The 20,273-nt window shown below is 68.6% G+C and carries 17 protein-coding genes; 4 read left to right on the top strand and 13 right to left on the bottom strand.

All coding sequences use genetic code 11. The annotated features are described in order from the left end of the window. Both U5N23_RS07025 and U5N23_RS07020 read right to left on the bottom strand, forming a co-directional pair. Nucleotides 1-360 (bottom strand): hypothetical protein, encoded by a 360-nt coding sequence (locus tag U5N23_RS07025; protein ID WP_322592089.1) that lies wholly within the window; start codon nt 358-360, stop codon nt 1-3. Then, the gene (locus U5N23_RS07020) at nt 357-1,739 is read right to left on the bottom strand and encodes an acyclic terpene utilization AtuA family protein (protein ID WP_322592088.1); all 1,383 of its coding nucleotides are present in this window, start codon (nt 1,737-1,739) and stop codon (nt 357-359) included. The genes U5N23_RS07025 and U5N23_RS07020 overlap by 4 nt, the downstream gene beginning before the upstream one ends. Nucleotides 1,740-1,840: 101 nt before the next feature. Between U5N23_RS07020 and U5N23_RS07015 the strand changes: the two genes are divergently transcribed. Both U5N23_RS07015 and U5N23_RS07010 read left to right on the top strand, forming a co-directional pair. Beyond that, nucleotides 1,841-2,743, top strand: a complete 903-nt coding sequence (locus U5N23_RS07015) for a LysR family transcriptional regulator (protein ID WP_322592087.1) — start codon at nt 1,841-1,843, stop codon at nt 2,741-2,743. A gap of 209 nt (nt 2,744-2,952) precedes the next feature. Further along, the gene (locus U5N23_RS07010; RefSeq protein ID WP_322592086.1) at nt 2,953-5,520 is read left to right on the top strand and encodes an ATP-binding protein; all 2,568 of its coding nucleotides are present in this window, start codon (nt 2,953-2,955) and stop codon (nt 5,518-5,520) included. A gap of 39 nt (nt 5,521-5,559) precedes the next feature. On the opposite strand, the gene U5N23_RS07005 is transcribed toward U5N23_RS07010, so the two are convergent. The 10 genes from U5N23_RS07005 to U5N23_RS06960 form a co-directional block, all read right to left on the bottom strand. Further along, nucleotides 5,560-6,720: an esterase-like activity of phytase family protein gene (locus U5N23_RS07005; protein WP_322592085.1), complete on the bottom strand. Its 1,161-nt coding sequence runs from the start codon at nt 6,718-6,720 to the stop codon at nt 5,560-5,562. 121 nt (nt 6,721-6,841) lie between these two features. Further along, nucleotides 6,842-7,450, bottom strand: coding sequence for a putative glycolipid-binding domain-containing protein (locus tag U5N23_RS07000; protein ID WP_322592084.1), 609 nt, complete (start codon nt 7,448-7,450; stop codon nt 6,842-6,844). A 46-nt stretch (nt 7,451-7,496) separates the two neighbouring features. Then, entirely contained in the window at nt 7,497-8,015 is a 519-nt protein-coding gene (locus U5N23_RS06995) for a GNAT family N-acetyltransferase (protein WP_322592083.1), read from the bottom strand. Further along, the gene (locus tag U5N23_RS06990) at nt 8,015-8,476 is read right to left on the bottom strand and encodes a GNAT family N-acetyltransferase (RefSeq protein WP_322592082.1); all 462 of its coding nucleotides are present in this window, start codon (nt 8,474-8,476) and stop codon (nt 8,015-8,017) included. Before U5N23_RS06990 ends, U5N23_RS06995 begins: the two co-directional genes overlap by 1 nt. A 48-nt stretch (nt 8,477-8,524) precedes the next feature. After that, complete coding sequence (locus U5N23_RS06985) at nt 8,525-8,908, bottom strand: YkvA family protein (RefSeq protein WP_322592081.1); 384 nt, start codon at nt 8,906-8,908, stop codon at nt 8,525-8,527. An 87-nt stretch (nt 8,909-8,995) separates the two neighbouring features. After that, on the bottom strand, nt 8,996-10,432 hold the full coding sequence (locus tag U5N23_RS06980; protein ID WP_322592080.1) for a hypothetical protein: 1,437 nt from the start codon (nt 10,430-10,432) through the stop codon (nt 8,996-8,998). Between the two features lie 35 nt (nt 10,433-10,467). Next, a complete protein-coding gene (locus tag U5N23_RS06975; RefSeq protein WP_322592079.1) occupies nt 10,468-12,696 on the bottom strand; it encodes an ATP-binding protein in 2,229 nt (742 codons plus the stop codon). After that, entirely contained in the window at nt 12,681-13,943 is a 1,263-nt protein-coding gene (locus U5N23_RS06970) for a hypothetical protein (RefSeq protein WP_322592078.1), read from the bottom strand. The genes U5N23_RS06975 and U5N23_RS06970 overlap by 16 nt, the downstream gene beginning before the upstream one ends. A 176-nt stretch (nt 13,944-14,119) precedes the next feature. After that, on the bottom strand, nt 14,120-14,581 hold the full coding sequence (locus U5N23_RS06965; protein ID WP_322592077.1) for a hypothetical protein: 462 nt from the start codon (nt 14,579-14,581) through the stop codon (nt 14,120-14,122). Nucleotides 14,582-14,596: 15 nt separating this feature from the next. Then, entirely contained in the window at nt 14,597-15,436 is an 840-nt protein-coding gene (locus U5N23_RS06960; RefSeq protein ID WP_322592076.1) for a hypothetical protein, read from the bottom strand. 385 nt (nt 15,437-15,821) lie between these two features. Here U5N23_RS06960 and U5N23_RS06955 point away from each other — a divergent pair, with 385 nt between their 5' ends. Next, on the top strand, nt 15,822-16,844 hold the full coding sequence (locus U5N23_RS06955; protein ID WP_322592075.1) for a PhnD/SsuA/transferrin family substrate-binding protein: 1,023 nt from the start codon (nt 15,822-15,824) through the stop codon (nt 16,842-16,844). Between the two features lie 32 nt (nt 16,845-16,876). Here U5N23_RS06955 and U5N23_RS06950 read toward each other — a convergent pair whose 3' ends face one another. Beyond that, complete coding sequence (locus U5N23_RS06950; protein ID WP_322592074.1) at nt 16,877-18,445, bottom strand: EAL domain-containing protein; 1,569 nt, start codon at nt 18,443-18,445, stop codon at nt 16,877-16,879. A gap of 114 nt (nt 18,446-18,559) precedes the next feature. Here U5N23_RS06950 and U5N23_RS06945 point away from each other — a divergent pair, with 114 nt between their 5' ends. Next, nucleotides 18,560-20,257: a hypothetical protein gene (locus tag U5N23_RS06945; protein ID WP_322592073.1), complete on the top strand. Its 1,698-nt coding sequence runs from the start codon at nt 18,560-18,562 to the stop codon at nt 20,255-20,257. Nucleotides 20,258-20,273: the final 16 nt, after the last annotated feature.

The raw sequence follows: 20,273 nt of genomic DNA, 5'->3' as shown, positions 1-20,273 counted from the left end.
TCAGCCCGGGCCCGCAAGATGCCCGGCCAGTGCCTGCGGCACCTGCACCGGCAGGTCGAGCAGCAGGTAGCTCAGCGCCTTGCCGTGGCTGTCGAGGTTCAGGGCGTCGTTGACGCCGCCATCGAGCACGTCGTCGAGCACGAAGTTCATGGCCTGCAGCTGCGGCAGCACGTAGCGCACCACGCGGCCCGGCTGGCGCTGCGCGAAATGGCGCGCCACGGCGGCTTCGGTGACTTCGCTCATGAGCACATCCCACAGCGCGGGGTGCCAGGCGATGACGCTGATGTTGGAGCGGTTGCCCTTGTCCCCGGTGCGGCTGTGCGCCAGGCGATAGAGCGGAACAGTGATGGTGTCGGTCATGCGGCCGCCCTTTCCTCTTGCACGATGGCATCGAACATGCGGTAGCCCGTGGGCACGGCCTCGCGCGGCACCAGGCACGACACGGTGCCCAGGCGCGGTCGCATGGCCGTGCGCACCCCGCCGCCGCCCGCAGGGCCGCAGGTGTACAGGGCCGTCACCTCACGCAGCAGGCGCTGGGCACTGGCATGGTCGCGGTGCTGCAGGGCCACGCGCAGGCGCACGTCGCGGGCACCGCCGTCGCCGGTGGCATCCAGCCAGCGGCCCGCATCGTCCCCCAGCACGCTGGTCACACCGATCAGGTCGATGCGCAGCGGGCCCAGGCCGGCCAGGCGCTCGCGCAGCACCTCGCCCGCCAGGCGGGCACGGGCCTCGGCCCGGGCGCCGGCATACGAAATCTCGCCCTCGGCGAACCAGCCCGATTCGAAGCACACATTGACCTTTAGCGTGGCCGGCCGCGCATGGCCGCGCACGCCTTCGAGCCGCACGGCATCGGGCCCCACCGCGGTGACGGTGGCCTCGGTGATGTCGGCCACCACGTCGGGGGTCAGGTAGGCGGCGGGGTCGTGCAGCTCGTACAGCAGTTGCTCCTTGACCGTGCGCTCGTCGATGCGCCCGCCGGTGCCCGGGGGCTTGGTGATGGTGCAGTGGCCGTCGGCGTCGATCTCGGCGATCGGGTAGCCCAGGTGGGCCATGCCGGGCACGTCCTTGTAGCCGGGGTCGGCAAAGTAGCCGCCGGTGACCTGGGCGCCGCATTCGAGCAGGTGGCCGGCCATGGTGGCGCGGGCCAGGCGGTCCCAATCGTCGAGCGCCCAGCCGAAGTGGGCCAGGGCTGGGCCCAGCACCAGGGAGGGGTCGGCCACGCGGCCGCAGACCACCACGTCGGCACCCTCGCGCAGTGCGCCGGCAATGGCCTGCGCGCCGATGTAGGCGTTGGCGCTGGCGATGGGTTCGGTGGGCATGGCAGCGCCCAGGGCGCCCTGCAGCAGGGCGCGGTGCGCCGGGCCGCTCAGGTCGTCGCCCTGCACCACCGCCACGCGCGGGCGGCGCAGGCCCAGCTCGGCCGCCAGTTGCACGATGCGCCGGGTCGCGCCCTCGGGGTTGGCCGCGCCGAAGTTGCTCACGATGCGCACACCGTGCGCCAGGCAGTCGCCCAGCACGGGGCGCAGCATGTCGACCAGCAGGGGTTCGTAGCCGGCGTCGGGGTCGCTGCGGCGGGCCAGTTGTGCCAGGGCCAGGGTGCGCTCGGCCAGGGTCTCGAAGATCAGCACGGCCGGCTTGCCGCTGGCGATCAGGGCCTGCACCACGGGCGCGGCAGCGTCCGTGCGGTCGCCCGAGAAGCCGGCGGCGCAGCCGACCAGCAGTGTTGCGTTGTTCGCCATGGGTGTCTTTGTCTCCTGGGTCGAATGTAGGCAGCTGCTGTTATTCTGTGAAATAGATTGTTGGTATCAATCCATCCGTTTTTCAGATCAATCCACCAGCGATGAGCAGCCACCACCTCTCCACCCGCCAGCTCGACGCCTTCCTGGCCCTGGCCGAACAGCGCAACTTCACGCGTGCCGCCGCCCAGTGCCACCTGTCGCAGCCGGCGTTCAGCGCCCTCATCCGCGCGCTGGAAGACGACCTGGGCCTGCGCCTGTTCGACCGCAGCACGCGGCATGTGGACCTCACGGGCGAGGGCCAGAACTTCCTGGAATCGGCCCGGCGCATTCGCAGCGAGATCACCACCGCCCTGGCCGCCGTGCGCGACGCCGCCACGCTGCAGCGCGGGCGCGTGGCCGTGGCGCTGCTGCCGTCGCTGGCCGCAGGCTGGCTGCCGGGGGTGCTGGCGGCCTATCGCAGCAGCTACCCGGGCATCGAGATCGACATTGCCGATGTGCTCTCGGAGCCCTGCATCGAGCGCGTGGCCAGCGGCAAGGCCGACTTTGCGCTGGCCGCCATCCGCGCCGACACCCCCGAGTTGCAGGCCGAGCCCTTTTGCAGCGACGACTTCCACCTGGTGTGCCGGGCCGACCACCCCCTGGCCCGCCGCAAGAAGGCCATCGCCCCCGCCGACCTGGCCGCCTGGCCCTTCATCCACCTGGCGCGCAACAGCAGCGTGCGCCAATACCTGGAAGCCGCCTTCCACCCCGAGGCCATGCACACACTGATGGAGGTGGAGCAATTGGCCACCGTGATGGGCATGGTGCGCGCGGGCCTGGGGATCAGTGTGGTGCCGGCGCTCACGCTGTTCCACTTCGACCAGCCGGGCATCGTCACGCGCCCGCTGGCCCTGCCCGGCCTGCTGCGCCAGATCTACCTGGTGCGCCGGCGCGACCGCAGTTTGTCGGTGGCGGCGCAGGCGCTGTATGCACTGGTGATGTCGCAGCGGCCGGGCCAGGGGTAGCCACCATCGGCCTGTCATTGCCAGGTCGTGCATGTTTGGTGATGGCATAGGCGAATGCCTACAAAATCTCTGGACAGGTGTCTTTATCATCGTGCGAAAAATGCGGTGCCGCACCGCCTTCCCCGGGCACGGCCCGATCACAGAACCAGGCACCCATGTCCTCCGGCATACCCACTACCCAAGCTTCACTCCTGTGCGCCGGCGGCGAAATGGCCGGATTGATCGCGCGCTTCGATTGGGCCTCGACCGAACTGGGGCCGCTCGAACACTGGCCCGCCCACCTCACGCTGGCGCTGGCCAACATGCTGCGCTGCCCCATGCCGATCGCCACCTTGTGGGGCGAATCGGGCGTGCTGATCTACAACGACCCCTACTCCAGGTTCTCGGGCGCACGCCACCCGGGCCTCCTGGGCATGAAGATCCGCGAGGCCTGGCCCGAGGCGGCCGATCTCAACGACCGGGTGCTCAAGGTCTGTCTGGCCGGCGGCACGCTCACGTATGAAGACCAGGAACTGAGCCTGAACCGCGACGGCGTGCACAAGCCGCTGTGGGTGGACCTGAACTACTCCCCCCTGGTGGACGACGCCGGCACCCCGGTGGGCGCCATGGCCCTGGTGGTGGAAACCACCGACAAGGTGCTGGCCGACCGGCGCCTGCTGATGGAGCGCGAGCGCTTTGCCACGCTGTTCGAGCAGTCGCCCAGCTTCATGGTGCTGCTGCAGGGCCCCACGCACCGCATCGAACTGGCCAACCCCAGGTACCTGGAGCTGGTGGGCGACCGCGCCCTGCTGGGCCGCACGGTGGCCGACGCTCTGCCCGAGGCCGCCGAGCAGGGCTACGTGGCCATGCTCGATGGCGTGTACGCGAGCGGCAGGGCCGCAACGGCCTTTGGCGCGCGTTTCGACATCCAGCAGCATGCGGGCGAGCCGGTGAGCGAGCGCTACCTGGATTTCGTGTACCAACCGATCCGCGACACCTCCGGCGCAGTGACCGGCATCTTCGTGGAGGGCCTGGACGTCACCGAGCGGGTGGCCGCAGAGGCCAAGCGCGACGCCTTGATCGAGTTCACCAGCCAGTTGCGCGGGCTGGACAACGTGGACGACATCAGCCTGGCGGCAGCCCGCATCCTGGGCCAGACGCTCAAGGTGAGCCGCGCGGGCTATGGCCGGGTGGAGCACGATACCGACATGCTGCATGTGCAATGCGACTGGACGGCCCCGGGGGTGCTGACGCTGCAGGGAGAGCTCTGTCTGCGGGACTTCGGCACCTTCATCGACTCGCTCAAGAACGACGAGTTCGTCAGGGTGACCGATGTGCGCAGCGACCCCCGTACCGCGGTGGCCGCCGCTGCGCTGGAGTCGCGCAGTGCCCGTGCGTTCATGAACATCCCCGTGGTGGAGCACGAACGCCTGGTGGCCGTGCTCTTCGTGAACCAGGACGACGTGCGCCAGTGGACCCAGGAAGAATGCGAGTTCATGCGCGAAATTGCGGGCCGCACCCGCACTGCCACCGAGCGCGTGCGCTCCGAAAGCGAGCTGCGCGGCAACGAAGCCCAGTTGCGCGAGATGAACGAGTCGCTGGAGCGCAAGGTGACCGAGCGCACCAACGAGCTGATGGAGGTGGAGGCCAAGTTCCGCCAGTCGCAGAAGATGGAGGCCATCGGCCAGCTCACCGGCGGCATTGCGCACGACTTCAACAACCTGCTGGCGGGCATGAGCGCCAGCCTGCAGGTGCTGGAAAAGCGCCTCGCCGCCAGAAACTACGACAACACCGAGCGCTACATCGGCATGGCGCAAAGCGCGGTGCGCCGGGCGGCCTCGCTGACCCAGCGCCTGCTGGCCTTCTCACGCCGCCAGACGCTGGACCCGCGCCCCACCGACGTGAACCGCCTGGTGGGGGGCATCGAGGAGATGGTGCGCCGCACGGTGGGCCCCTCGGTCGAGGTGGAGGTGGTGGGCGCGGGCGGCCTGTGGCTCACGCAGGTGGACCCCTCGCAGCTCGAAAACGCCGTGCTCAACCTGTGCATCAACGCGCGCGACGCCATGGCCCCCAACGGTGGGCGCCTGACCATCGAGACCGCCAACAAATGGCTGGACGACCGCGCTGCGGCCGAGCGCGAGCTGCCGCCCGGCCAGTACATCTCGCTGTGCGTGACCGACACCGGCGTGGGCATGGCGCCCGAGGTGATCGCACGCGCGTTCGATCCCTTCTTCACCACCAAGCCCATGGGCCAGGGCACGGGGCTCGGGTTGTCGATGGTCTACGGCTTCGTGCGCCAGTCGGGCGGGCAGGTGCGCATCTACTCGGTGCCCGGCGAGGGCACGACCATGTGCCTGTACCTGCCGCGCTATGTCGGTGATGCGGAGCAGGCTGGGCAAGACCCCCTGCCCAGCTTCGACCACCGGGGCGATGGCGAGGTGGTGCTGCTCATCGAGGACGAAGCCACCATCCGCGGCCTGATCGCCGAGGAGCTGGAAGACCTGGGCTACAACGTGATCTCGGTGGGCGACGGCCCTTCCGGCCTGCATGTGCTGCAATCCGAGCGCCGCATCGACCTGTTGCTGACCGATGTGGGCCTGCCCGGCGGCCTGAACGGCCGCCAGGTGGCCGACGCAGGCCGCGTGACGCGCCCGGACCTCAAGGTGCTGTTCATCACCGGCTACGCCGAGAACGCCGCCGTGGGCAATGGGCTGCTGGCGTTTGGCATGGAGGTGATCACCAAGCCGTTTGACGTGGCGGCCCTCGCCGCCAAGGTGCAGGAGATGATCGAGCGGTAGGGCCAGCAGCTTGGTTGCTGGCGCCCCAACCGCTGCACATCAGTCCGGGATCACTTCGAAGACGATGAACTGATTGGCCTGCGTGTCGGCGGTGAAATTGTTGTCCGCCGCCAGCACGAGGGTGCGGTGGCCATTGGGCAGGGTCTTGCCCCAGGTGATGGCCTCGATGTTGTCGAGCTTGACGCCCTGGTAGGTGATGGGCATTTCGAGCAGCAGCCTGCGTGTCATGGGCGTGTAGGCAGCAGTGCCTGCCAGGCTGGCCATGCTGGTCACGTTGGTCGTGGCATCGGTGATCTCGGTCAGCACCAGGCGGATGGTGTTGCCGATGCCCGAGGCAAAGGCGCGTTCGATCGCGATGAACTTCTTGTTGCCGCTGGCCAGAAACTCCGACAAACCGTTGTCCGGCCCGAACGGCGCGCCGGCCGGTGCATCCACCGGGATCTTGGGCAACTGGTACGCATACTGCGCCTTGGCCGCGCCCGTGGCCGGGTCCAGTGCGGTCACACGCACCACGCTGCCGGCCTGCACGGTGGTCAGCGGGCCGTCCTGGATCAGCGCGTCCTCATTGGCCACGAACACCGTGCCATCGGGCGCCACCGTCAGCGCCTCGAAGAGCTTGTTGCTGCGCGCGCCCGTGCTCGCGTTGTCCACGTAGTTGTAGATCGCGGGCATCTTGAACTCGCGCACGAACTTGCCGGCCGCCGTCATCTCGCGCACGAAGGGCTGGAACAGGGTGGCCGCCGTCGTGCCCCAGTTGCCCTCGGACGACCAGTACAGGTTGCCATTGGGCGCCAGGCGGATCGCCTCGGGGTCCACCGTGCGCGCGTTGGCAGGAAAGGTGGATCCGTCTTCGCGCTGCATGTAGGCCTGGCGGTTGACCTTGACCGTGACGGGGCCGGTGGCGGCGTAGTCGATGGAGAGGTTGTAAAAGCGCGGCGTGCCGCGCTCGCCGCCCCGGTCATCGGCGATGGCCCAGTAGCTGCCATCGGTCGCCAGGTCCAGCCCCGAGATGCCGCCGAACTCCACGCCCTCGAACAGCGTGCCGGTGGGCAGGGATGCGGTGCCGATCAGCTTGAGGGATGCAACGCGGGATTCGCCGTTGTCATCGTCGCTGCCGCCGCAGGCGGCCAGGGCCGTGGTCAGTGCGGCCAGGGCGAAGACGGCGGCCGAACGGCGCCAGGTGGTGTGTGCGAAGCCCATGGGAAGTGTCTTTCTGCGGGAGAGGGAGAAAGCACGCGAGCTTGGGGGCTGAATGCGTCAGGTGCGTGACACCTGGGGGCTGTTGCTGCCGCGAAACGGGCAGCGCCAAGCGGGGCTTCGCTCAGAAGGCGACCCGCGCAAACAGCTCCGGATACTCCACCACCGCGCCATCCCCGCACACCTGAAGCACCCCGCTGTACCCCACCGTAGGCGCGTCATACTGGTAGCGCACGGCATCCAGCCGCCGATAGACCTGCGGCAATTCCCGCAGCCGCAGGTCCGGGAACGACAGCCAGGCCGCAGGTGCCTGCGCCTCTTTCCCGACCCGCAAGGCCATGCGGCGGATCGCGATCATGTTGGTGGCGGGGCTGAAATTGAGGTCCATATCCGGGCATGCGCTGGCTGAAATACCGGTGTCTGCATCGGGTCCACCGCCCTGCCCCGTCTGCCAGCGGCCATCGGTATCGGGGTGAAAATGCAGATCCACCAAACGCTCGCCGCAATGGCCATTCACCTGGGCCGACTGCGTGACCCACTGCGCATCGACACGGACCACATAGCCCAGGTCGCATGCCAGCCCTTCGTCATGGAACACCGCCATGCCGCGCAGGTCCCAGCCGCCATCGGCGCGCTGGTGGACACGGCAGACATCGCTGCCAGTGCCGCCGCCAATGCGGCGCCAGAAGAAGCTGTGTAGCGGTGCGGCGGTCATGGCAACGGTCTGCGGCATAGGGGTTCCTCCTGCTATTCAATGCCAGGCGCCGCCGCGTTACTGCCTACTGCAGCAGCAAACCCATCTGCATCGCACCATGGTAGGTGCCATCGATGCACACGGCCTCGGGCTCGGTGCCCCAGGCGACGAAACCCAGGGACTCGTACAAGGCGTGAGCGGCCGGGTTGGGCAGGTACATGGTGAGGTGCACGCGGCGCGCGCCGGCCTGGCGAGCGTGGTCGATGGCCTGGAGCACCACCAGGCGCCCCAGGCCCTTGCGCCGGTGGGCGGGGGCCACGAAGGTGCCCCACAGCACAAGCTTGTGGCGCGACGAGGTGAATGGCCCCGATGGGGCCACGGCGGCTGTGGCGGCCAGCGCGGACCCGACAAAGGCGCCGAACACGGCGTTCGACGGAGCCGACAACTGGTCGCGAAAGCCCTGGAGGGGCCGAGCCAGTTCCTCCTGCATGCCCAGGCCCAAGGGTACGGGGTTGTCTGCAGCAACCTGCCGGCGCAGCGCGCTGAAGGCCTCGGCATCCTCGGCCGTGAGCCGGCGCACGGTGGTGCCATCGGCCAGCGCCATCACGCAGCCACCGGCACCTGTTTGCGCATGAACACGCTGTGCACATCCGGCGCATAGTCGCCAAACGGACCGCACTCTTGATAGCCCATGCGCGCGTACAGCGCCAGCGCCTCGGGCTGCAGGGGGCCCGTCTCCAGCGCAAAACGCTTACAGCCGCGCGCGACGGCCTGGGCTTCGACAAAGTCCAGCAATGCCCGGGCCAGCCCCTGGCCGCGCGCCTCGGGGCGCACGTACATGCGCTTGACCTCGCCGAAATCGGCGCCCAGCACCATGGCGCCGCAGCCCAGGGCCACGCCCTGCTCCGAGCGCGCCACGGCGAACAGCACGTGGGGCTGGTCGAGCGCGTTCAGGTCGATGCCGTGGTGGCTCTCGGGCGGGTACAGCGGTTTCTGGAAGGCGTCGAGGTCGTCGATGAGCTGCACCACGTCGGGTTGGCGGGGGGATTCCAATCGGATTTGCATGCCCGCTATCGTACGGGAATCGCAAGGGATCGCACCCCACCGCTGCCTTCAGTTCGGCCGATGCACCCACCAGTAGATGAGCCCCGACGCACAGGCCAGCCAGACCAGCACGATGGCCACCGCCGCAGCCCGGCTCTGGGGCCGCTCCAGCACGCTGGCTGCCTTGTCACGGGCCTCCTGCAGCACCGCAGGCGGCAGCATGCGGATGACGAGCAGCAGGCCGAGGGGGACGATCAGCATGTCGTCCAGGTAGCCCAGCACGGGGATGAAATCGGGGATCAGGTCGATGGGGCTGAGCGCATACGCAGCCACGGCAATGGCCAGGCAGCGCACAGGCCATGGCGTGCGCGCATCGCGGGCAGCGAAGTAGACGGCGACGACGTCGCGCTTTGTGCGGCGTGCCCAGTCTTTGGCGGTGTTCAGGAGGGACATGGCATGCGCAGTATCGCGCAGGCGCAGAGGCCTTTTCGCGCCAGTGGCTCGGCAGCGCGGGCCATGCCCTTTACCGCGCAGCCGGCATCACTCCCCCGTCTTGAGGTACCTGGCGCACAGCTGGCCGATGGCGTCGCACAGCACCTCGGTGGCAGGGGGCGTTCCCGCCACCATGGGCAGTTCGATGGCTTCGCGGTGCACCCAGTCGTCGCCCTCCACTTGTGAGAAGCTGACGGACAGGTTGGCCCAGTCGAACACGCGGGGCTTGAGCGTTACCGCACCGCTGCGGCTCAGGTACGACTTGGTGCGCGAAATGGTCAGAGACCGGAAATAGCCGTCGTAATCCAGGTACAGCAAACTGGGCGGCACGCGCGCGTCTGCACCCAACGCAAGGCGCTCGACCACCTCCTTCAGGCAGGTGCGCAGCCACTCTGGATATTGACTGGGCTCCCAGTCGGTGGGGCCGTCAATCAGCCCGGGGGCGCGCTCCCAGGTGGCGCGCTGGGCTGCGCCGTCGGGTGCGGTCTTGGCCTTTGCAGGCTTCTTGGGCGATGCACTGGTGGCAAGGGCTGCCACCTGGGTCTCGTACCCGGTGCCCTTGAACAGACGCACGTCTGCCGCCACCAGCTTGCCCCGCGCAGCCAACGCCTCGGCCAGCACGGCGGCAACATCCAGGTTGCCGGCGTTCACCGCCAGGCGCAGCGGGGTGCGCCCGCGGGCGTTGGCGGCTGCGGGGTCCAGGCCCCAGTCGAGCAGCTGGCGGGTCGTGGCGACAGGGTCGCCAAATCGGTGCCAGGTGGCCGAAATGCCTGCGCGGCTGCCGGCCAGGCCCTCCACGTCGCCAGCGATGAACATCAGCGCATTGGAGCCGCTTGGGTTGGTGGCGTGCACATTGGCGCCGCGCTCCTTGAGCAACTGCAGCAGCGGCAAGCTGCCCAGGTAAGCCGCCATGAGCACCGGCGTGTACATCTCGCGCTGGTCCATGGCTTCGATGTCGGCACCGGCCTTGAGCAGCATGTCGATGGCTTGCAAGACCATGTCGGCGTGGCCTTCATCCGCATCGTCGCGGAACGGTATGTCGGAAATCTCGCCCCGCATGTCGCGCAGCCCCAGTGCGATGCAGATGGCGGGCTCTTTGGTCTGCTTCGGATCGCCCCCTGCCGCCAGCACCAGGCCCAGCTTCTCCAGCACACGATGGTGCTCCCCGGAATAGGTGGACAACTGCCCACAGCACACGGCCAGCGGCGTGGAATTGCGGTTCTTGCGCCTGTTGGGATCGGCACCGTGCTCCAGCAGCAGGCGCAGCAGCGCCACCTGGGCATCCACGCGACGGGCTACAGAGGCATCGTCGTCACTGCCCGAAAATGCCCAATGGTTGCTGCACACCCACTGGGCCGCAGGGTACTGGGACACGCTGATGCGGTCCGGGTGCACGCCACCGCGGACCAGGCGTTCGATCTCGGCAATGAGGCTGTCGAACCCGATGTCGCGCTCCAGGGTGACGGAGGAAGAAGAGATGGCCATGAAGGAGGAAGGTCAGAAAACGGATTCAATACAAGTCAGGCCTTGGCCATCACCGCCAGCTCCTGGTGCAGCAGCAGCCCCACCTCGCTGGGCTCGAACTGCGCGGACATGAGCGGTATGGCAAAGCTGTAGGCCGCGCCCTCGCGGCGCAGCACCCAGGCCAGTTGCAGGCGCGCGAGCGACTGTCGCAGGGCCTGGGCGTCGGCCTGCACGCCGTGGCCCTGCAGCAGCCCGGCCAGGGCCACCAAGCTGGTTTCGGCCTGCTGGGCGACGTGGTAGACCACCACGCGGTCGAGCCGGCAGGCGTCGTCGTCGGGCGAGAGGCGGCCCCAGCCGGCCAGGGCGTCCTGCACGGGCTGGGAGGCCAGGGCCTGGTCCAGGTGGCGCTTTTCGATCACGCGCTCGCCGGGCTGCAGGGCCTCCAGGCATTCCTGGCACAGGATGGCGACCAGGTTGGCGCGCAGGCCGCTGGCATCCACCAGGCGCTCCACCAGGGCATCGCCGCCAAAGCCCAGGCGCAGGCGGCGCAGCGGCTCGGTGGCCAGGGCCTTGCAGGCAGGCCGCTCCAGCCCGCCGATGGCCAGCACCTCGCCAAAATTGCGCAGGGGGCTCTGGTAATCGAGCACGGCCGTGGCATACAGGTCCCAGAAGCCGGCCAGCATGAACCAGCAGCGCCCCTCTTCGCTGAGCGAGCGCAGGGTCGACAGCTGGTGGTAGCCGTGGTTCGACTCGTCGCGAAAGAACAGGTCGGCCTCGTCGATCAGCAGGTACAGGCGCTTGCCGGTGTACTGGGCCTGCAGGTGGTCCACGATGGCTTCGAGCGGCGTGTCGGCCGGCAGGCCGAACTGCAGCGCCATGCGCGGCGCCAGCCGGTGGTCGCGCAGCGAGACATAGTGGCAGACGATCTGCGGGTGGCCCTGCAGGCGACGCTGCACGGCCTTGAGCAGGCTGCTCTTGCCCAACTGGCGCCCGCCCACCACCAGGTAGTTGGCCGGCTCGCGGTTGACCACGCGGGCCAGCAGTTGCTCGCGCCCGAAGAAGGAGCCTTCGCGCGTGACGCCGCCGCGGGTCTGGTAGGGCGAGATGCGCGTCACGCGCAGTTGGGCGGCCAGCAGGCGCAGCAGCACCTGCAGGGGCTGGGCCGAGAGCAGCCATTCGGTCTGGCTGGCGCTGTCCACCATCACATGCAGGTTGGCGCCGTCGTCGGTGTGGGCGCGCAGCAGGGGCCAGGGGGTCTCGGTGCCGTGCTCGCACAATATGAGCAGCACGTCGGTGCCGGTCTGCGCGGCGCGCAACTGGCGCAGCACGGTGGCTTCGTCGAGCCCCGGGGTGGGGACGTAGAGCAGGCAACGGTCCAGAGAGACCGGCAGGTCCGGCGGAAACTGCCACTCGAACACCGCGCCGGGCAGCGCCCAGTCGCGGCTCGGCTGGCTGCGGGCAGACACGCGCTCGGCCAGCACCGTGGACTGGTCGGCCGGGTCGTCGTGCGCGAACTGCACGGCGCTCTGCCAGTCCCGGGTGCGGACCTCGGCGGCTTCGAGCGTGGCGCGCAGCCGGCCCACGGTGCGCAGCAACTGGTCGATGCGCGGCAGGCGCGAGACAGGGGTGCGCAGCAGCTTTTCGGGGCGCAGCTGCGCCGGGCCGATCAGCGGGTGGCGCAGCACCCATACCACGGCGCCCACGATGAAGATCAAGGCGCACCACTTGATGAGGCTGCGCAGCCAGCCGAAGGGGTCGGCTGCCTCCACCGCAGCGATGCGGCTCTGGCGCACGGCCTCGGGGTCCATGTCGTCGCCCTTGCCGTCTTGGCTCTCGGGCCCGGCTGCGCAGCTGATGGGCAGCATGCCTGGGGGCATGGGCGGCTTGCCGGGGCGGCAGGTCCAGTGGTACATGTCGGGCGTCATGTGCAGCAGCACCTGCGTGCCGGACAGGTTGCCGAGCGCAGGGTCGCTGATCACATCGGCCTGCAGGCGCAGCGGCCCGGGCGAGGTGACGCGCAGCTTGGGGAAGGGTATCTGCGGCGCGTACTTCTGGATGTCCTCGGGCCAATGGCCCAGCTCCTGGCTGGCCTGCACCAGGGCCACGCGCCATTGCACCAGCTCGCCCCACACGGGGCCGATGCTCTCAGCCGTGCGCACCGATCCGCGCGTGGCAGGGTTCAGGTGCGGGGTGAGCAGCGCGCTGCCGATGAACAGCGTGGCCGTGGCGATCAGCAGCGCGCGCACCACCGGCCAGGTCAGCCAGGACCTCAGCTGTTCGAGCACGCGGCCTCCAGCACCATCAGGCCCGCATGGCGTACCGTGTCGCAGCGCCAGTGCAGGCGCGCCGCGTCGCCCGTGCCGCGCACGTGGATGAGGTTGCCCCAGAACAGGCGGCGCAGCTCGTCGTCCTGCAGGTAGGGGCGTGCGCGGCCCAGGTCGTCGGCCTGCAGCAGGCTGCGCAGGCGCTCGCGCGGGGCGCCCTCCTGCGCCAGCGGCAAAAAGGTCTGCCACAGGCGCGGGCTGCCTGCCAACTGCGTGCGCAGTGCGGCGGATGCGGCCTGCGTTTCGTTGATGCCCTGCTCCACCAACCACTGCAGCCCTTCCTCGAACAGCGCGGGGTGGCCGCCGCTGGCGTCCAGCAGGTGGGCCAGCACGGGCAGCGGCCAGTCGTGGCTGGGCCAGCGCTGGCGCGCCAGCAGGGCCAGGTCGGCCAGCGTGGGCTCGGGCCAGTGATTGACCTGGGCGATGTTGAGCAGCGACATGTCGCCGCTGCGGTACTTGAGGTCGGCCAGCGCCTCGCCACCGCACAGCAACAGGTGCAGGCGGCCACTGTGCATCTCGCTGAGGCTGCGCAGGATGCCGGCCAGCGTTTCGCGCAGCGCGGGCGTGCCCTGCTCGAAGCGGCTGACCAGGCAGAACAGGCGCTCGCCGGCCAAAAGGCGCCGCTCCAGCGCGGATTCGAATTCATAGTCCGACTGCAGCTCGCCCAGCCCGCACTGGCGGCCGATGGCGGCAAAGTACTCGGTGGGCGCGGTGCTCACGCTGTAGGGCGGCTGGATGTGCAGCACCGATGCGGCGCCGTACTGCTGGCGCGCACGCTGCAGCAGCTCGGGCCGGAACGGCGGCTGCCCCCAGTGCGCGGGCGACAGCAGCATGGAGATCGGGTACGGCATGGCCTGCGCGAGCTGGCCGAACAACCGGGCCTGGAAGGCGCCGAAGGGCTGATCGCCTTCTGCCCCCTTGACGCTGTCCACGGCCGTGGCGGGTACCTCCACCTCGGCCTGCAACGGGAACTCGGGCGCGAAGCCGGCGGCGCTGAGCAGGCGGTTGGCCTCGGCCTCGGTCAGGCGCAGGTAGCGGGTGCAGGCCACCACCTTCTCGCGCGAGCGGGCGTTGGGTGCCGACATGCCGTTGCGCCAGTTGTTCACCGCCTCGCGGCTCAGGCCGATCTCGGTGGCCACCCCCGAGGCACTCGCACGGATGCGGCGCATGTAGAGGGACAAAAGCTCCGGGAAGGAATCGTGGGCCATGGATGGTGGGCGGCAAGCCGGCAAGAGAAGGGGGACAGCGCAACAAAAAGAGGCCGAGGCCTCCGGCTGGCATTGTCTCCTGCGCCAGGGGTGCTGGTGGCCAATAAGCCGGGGCATCGAACAACGAACGGGCCCGGCAGTGGGCTGGCAGGCCATGGCCGCCGCTCGATGCGGGCTCACACCAGCCTTTGCACCATGGGCCATGCCTTGTGGCAGGCCAGCCCACAGGCGGCCAGCACCGGGCTGTACAGCACGGCCACGCCCACGATGGTCATCAGCCAGCCAGGCTCCTCGTCTTCGCAGCCCTCCCCGGCCTGGCTTTTTTCTCCCTCCCTCCCGGCCTTTGCGGCCTTGTCCTTGTCCGAATCGGCGTCGCCCGTGACCTCCTGCACCAGCACCCCGGCCACCGCCAGCAGCGCAACGCCCAGCACTCCCAGGTAGGCGTACTGCAGCGCCAGGCGTTCCAGCGGATAGAAATAGCCGGCCAGCAGCACGCCCGGCAACACGAAGAACAGGCGCATCAGCCAGCGGTACCCGTCATCGCCCTCGCCCTTTTCCAGCGCGCCCAGCACCAGCCGGTAGGCCAAGGCCCCCAGCACAAAGATCACCCCACCCCACCATTCGATCTGCGTCAGCATGTGTGCTCTCCCTGGTCAAGAGCCAACGGCGGCGGCTTCACCGTCGGTATCGCCATCACCATCGCCGCCATCGCCTTTCAGCTCGCTGTGCGTGCGTGTCGCGTAGTACAGCGGCAGCGCAATGGCCAGCAGCAGGCCCAGCCCGAGCCACAGCCACAGGCCCTTGAACAGCAGCACGGTGACCACGGTGAAGACCGCTGCGTGCAGAAGACCCTTGAGCGCCGATCCCAGCACCACCACGCCGATCACGCCGTCCATGGTGTTCTTGACGCCGTTCTTGCCCATGGCCCTGGCGATCTCGACAAAGGCCTCGGCGGCCTCCTGCGCCTCCTTGCGCTTCTTGGCCTCGTCCTTGGCCAGGCGGGCGACGGAGAGGGGCTTGGCCGGGTCGTGCGCATCGGCCGCAGCGCGTTCGCCGGGCCCATCGCCATCGTCCGGGTCGTGTGCGGGCTCGACGATGGCCTGCAGGTGCGGGTACAGCGCCAGAAAGTACTGGCGCGGCACCCACTGGCCCTTGTCGAAGTACATGCGCTGGGTTTCGCCCACCTGGTCGTAGAACACGTCGAGCACGGCAGCCTGCAGACCGTGGCCGAACAGTGCGACCAGGGGGGACAGGGGCAGCGGGTCGCTGGTGCCGGTGTCGAAGTTCAGCTGCAGGTAGCCGGGTGTGGCCGTCACCTGCTGGTTGAACCACTCGGGGTTCCACAGCTGTGCGAGCTCCGTCCCCAGCTTTGTGGCCCAGCGCTCGGCCTGGTCGGTGGTGCCCTCGGCGATGTACTGGTACACCAGTTGGGCGTACTTGAGCCGGATCGGATCCTCGAAGAACAGGTGCAGGGTGTGGGCGTTTTGGGACATGGTGGAATCGGTGTGGCGACCGCGGTGGCTGTGAAGTGGCTGGATTGTTGCCGTGCCGCTTGTGCTGCGCCCTCTCCACCTTGTCCATGGGCGCCGCTCGGCGCTTGACGGCGCGTCAACCGGGCCGTGTGGGATGGGCCCTTGGGCATGCGCGCCACATCCCTGCCTCGCGCAGTCGCCAAGGTTACAAACAGCCCGGTCGCCTCGTGCATACTGGCCACCCCTTTCAGGGCCTGTGCCGCACCAGCGTGCAGCCGCAGGCCGCCCGCAGGGCACCCATTCCCAACGCACAGCCCCTCCAGCGCCCGGCCTTCCCGGCCGGCCCGCGCTGCAGGGCGGCCTTGCGTTGCCGCTTACCAGAACGAACCGAGGGAGATACCACACCATGTTTGCCACCAAGCCACTGGATATGCGCCTGTGCGCGACGCTGCTGTCAGGCGCCACCTTGCTGCTGGGCCCCGCGGCCGCACAGACCCCGGCCACCCCGCCGACCAAGACCACCGCCACACGGCAGGCCGCAGCACCCGCGGCCCCGCTGTTCAGTGGCGCGCGCGAAAAGCTGGTCGTGGCCATGCCCAAGACCTACGCCAAGAGCGAGACCATGCTCATCTGGGGGGACTACTTCAGCCACCTGGCACGCTGCGGCAACATGGACCTGCAGAACCTGCAGGGCGAATCGCTGGAGCGCAGCGTGAACATCGACACGCTGGGCGAGAAGGAGCTGATCGACGGCATCGTCGCCGGCAAGGTGCAGCTCGCCCAGGTCAACCCCGGCCTGGTACCGCAGCTGGTGGCGGCAGGCCAGCCCGCCCCCTTTGGCGTGCCAGGCAACAAGGCCAGCGGGCAGCGCAACTCGTACAAGCTGATCCTGATCTCGCGGGTGGACAGCCCGTTCACCAAGCCGCAGGACCTGGTGGGCAAGAAGATTGCGCACACCACACCCACCTCCAACTCGGGCAACCTGGCGCCGCGCGCCCTGTTTCCTGCACTGGGCCTGGTGCCCGACCAGAACTACGAGGTGGTCTTCTCCAACGGCCACGAGCGCTCGGTGACCGGCGTGATGCACGGCTTCTACCCGGCCGCCGCCGTGGCCAGCGACCTGTACCAGCGCATGGTGGTCAAGGGCGACGTGAAGGGGTCGAGCATTCGCACCCTGTGGGAGAGCCCGCCCTTCATGACCGAGACCTGGACCCTGGGCAAGGACGTCTCGCCCGAAGTGCAGGCGCGCGTGACCAAGTGCTCGTACAGCTACAGCTTTTCGCCCAAGCTGCGCCAGCTGCTGCCGGGCAACGACACCTTCCTGCCGATCAACTTCGAGCGCGACTTCGCCACCGTGATGGAGGTCTACAACAAGACCCAGAAGGCCCAGGCGGGCAAGGCGGCCACCGCCCAGCCGGCAAAGCCCTGAGCACCGGTGCCTGGGCGCCAGGCACCGATCGGTCAGCCTGGTGCGGTGTCGATTCCCTGCGCCAACTGGCGAATGTCCATCGGCCTGGCGAACAACCAGCCCTGGGCAAACTCCACCCCATGCTCACGCAGGTAGGCCGCCTGCTCCTGCGTCTCGACGCCTTCGGCGATCATCCTGAGCTGGAGGGATTTGGCCATTTCAATGATGTGCCCTATGACATTGCGGGTCACGGCCTGCGTGCCTATGGTGCTGACGAAGCACTTGTCGATCTTCAGACAGTCGAGCTCGAACTCCGTCAGGTACGACAGGCTGGAGTAGCCGGTGCCGAAGTCGTCGATGGACACGACATGCCCCTGATCGCGCAGCGCGGCCACGGTTCTGCGGGCCTGGCCCAGGTCCAGAAACACGCGCTCGGTGGCCTCAATGTGCAGGCTGCGCGGGTGCACCTGCATCTGCGCGCAGGCCCCGCGCAGGCGCTCGGGCAGCGCCGGGTTGCTGAAGTCCTGCGCCGACAGGTTGATGGCGATGTGAAAATCCGGGCGCTGGCGCAGCAGCTCGGCAGCATCGAGCACCAGCAACTGCACAACACGTTCGGTCACGCGCTCGATCAGGTGGCTGCGCTCTGCCTCGGGGATGAACACGTCGGGGCTGACCATCACGCCGTTCGCATTGCGCCAGCGCAGCAACGCCTCGGCGCCGACCCAGCGGCCGGACACCAGGTCCACGATGGGCTGGTAGACCAGGAACAGTTCATTGTTCTTGAGCGCGTCGCGCAGCGCCGTGGACAGCGTGCGCTGCAGCCGAACGAGTTGCGCCACCACCAGCGCGAGCACCAGCCCGGCGCCAATGCCCACGGGCAGCAACACCAGCATGGCACGCCCCCAGTCGTGGTCGATTTCGCTGCGCGGAATGGCCACGTAGGCCGCCAGGTCGTAGCGATCCGAACGCTTCAAGGCAATGATGCGGGTGCCGTCGAAGAAGCTGGTCTCGTAGGCGCTGCCCATGTTTGCCAGCCAGGCGGGCTCGAAGGCCCCGTGGTGGAACAGCGCGGACTGGCTGCGCATGCCGACAGCCCCATAGGTCAATCGGCCGTCGGAAGGGGCCACATCGAGCACGGAGCCCTCATGGACGAGCGCGGAGTACCCGGTCCTGGGATCGGTCAACATCACCATGCGTGAGCCCGCAAGCAGCGGGTGCTCCAGCTGTGTACGCACATCCATCCCCCCGCCGCCCCGGTAAGTGGGCTGGCCGACGCGGTAGGCATTGCGGCCGAACGAGGAGCACACCATCTCACCGTTCTCGACATGGCCCACATCGATCAGCAGATTGGACTTGACCACCAGCTTGCGCATGAGGTCCAGGTTGGTGTCGGAGCATGGCTGTGCGCTTTTTGCAGCATTCAGTTCCTGGAATGCGGCCGCCATCTGGTCGGCGACCTTGTGGGCACGCTGCAGAATGTCGCTGGCGAGCCGGTTCGCACGGTCTTTTTGCTGCTCGAAGCTGCGGTGCTCGGCCAGCAGCACGGCCGCGCCGATGGGCAGCAGAACGGCCAGCAGGCCGACACCGTACAAAACAGCCAGTCTGATCTGGATGCGCCGCATCGTAACTCCCCTGGTTTTTCTGTGCGGCCCCATCGCGCACGCCTCCACCCTGCGGATACTATGGCACGCCGCCTCCCTCCCGGCAATCGGGGGCGCACCACGAAAGGCCCCTTTTTGATAGCCCTTGCCGCGACTGTCGCCCGGTTCCTGCTGCGCCACCTGCTGTCGTTCGTGCTGATCTGCGCGGTGCTGCTGCTGGGCCGATGGGCTTGGGCCGAGTGGCAGTCCCACCGCTCATCACAGGCCGAGATCACCCAGCTGGCGGGGGCAGACCAGCGCATCGCGCGCGATGTAGCCGCCCTTGCCACCGCCAGCCAGGAGCGCGTGGCCAGTCTATCGGCCGCATCGCTGAGCGCCCTGGGCGAGCGCATCGACGCGGTGGACCTGGAGACCCGGCGCAAGCAGCTGGAGCGCCAGAAGGCCAGCGAGCTCGGCCCCCTGCTCAAAGGCCAGCCCATCCTGGAGCACCAGCTGGCTGGCATGCGGCTGGATGCCGAGATCTACCTGCTCGACGCGGAGCGCAAGTACCTGCAGGAACTGCGGCTGCGCTTGCAGGCCACCCAGTCGGCGCAGTCGCGCCGGGCTGAGCTGGAGCGGCTGCGCCTCATCCACCAGGGTGTATACACGCAGTGGCAGGCCGCAAAAAGGGAGCGGGAGGCGCTGGAGCAGAGCCATCCCGTGGCATGCCGGCTGGGCATCGGATCGGCCGAGTACCGCCAGTGCGGGCAATTGAGGGCGCTGCAGGAACAGCTGCTGGCAGACAACCGCCGCGCCGATGGCGACTACCAGCGCCAGCTGGCACTGGTGCAGGAGATACAGCCGCTGCCGGCCCTGCAGGCGTTCGCGCCGGACCGCAGCGAGATCGACACCTTGCTTGCACCGCTGCGCGAACGGCAGGCGGCGCTGCAGGAGCTGCGTGCCGGCAACTGGTTTGGCAGGCTGTCGGCCCCGCTGCTGGAGATCATGCCAACGGCGCTGCTGATACTGCTGGGTGCCATGCTCACGCCGCTGGCCATCAAGGTGCTGTTCTACTTCGTGCTCGCGCCGCTGGCCGCGCGGCGCCCTCCCGTGCGCTTGCTGCCGGACAGCCTGGGCGAGCTGGCGCTGGAATCGGGCCACGCAGCGGTGTCGCGCGAGGTGGTGGTGGACGCCGGCCACGAGCTGCTGGTACACCCCGACTTTCTGCAGAGCGCATCCACCGCAGGCCACAGCGACACCTGCTGGCTGCTGAACCCACGCTACCCGCTGACCAGCCTGGCGTCGGGCATGGTGGCGCTGACCCGCATCCGCGCCAGCGAACCTGCGACCCATGTGGTGTCGGCCACGCAGGACGCCCACAGTGAAATCGGCGTGCTGCTGCTGCCCGCAGGCGCGGCCCTGGTGATGCAGCCGCACAACCTGGTGGGTGTGCTGCAGCAGCGTGGCATGCCGGTGCGCATCACCTCGCACTGGCGGCTTGGCAGCCTGCATGCCTGGCTTACGCTGCAACTGCGCTACCTGGCGTTCCACGGCCCCGCGCAGCTCATCGTGCAGGGTTGCCGAGGCGTGCGCGTGGAGCCGGCCGACTCGGGCCGCGCCATCAGCCAGGCGGCGACCATCGGCTTCAATGCCAACCTGGGCTATTCCACGCGCCGGTGCGAGACCTTCATCGCCTACCTGCGCGGCAAGCAGGCTCTGCTCAATGACTCCTTCGAGGGCGACCAAGGCTTCTGCGTGTACGAGGAGATGCCCAACCCCGGCAAGCACCAGGGCGGCCCGGCCCGCTGGCTGGAGGGCCTGGCGGATTCGGTGCTCAAAGTGTTCGGAGTCTGAACCGACAGCTTCCAGA

It is taken from the genome of Acidovorax sp. (assembly GCF_034519795.1).
Lineage (GTDB): Bacteria > Pseudomonadota > Gammaproteobacteria > Burkholderiales > Burkholderiaceae_C > Acidovorax.
This window is presented reverse-complemented; position numbering and strand designations above follow the sequence as displayed.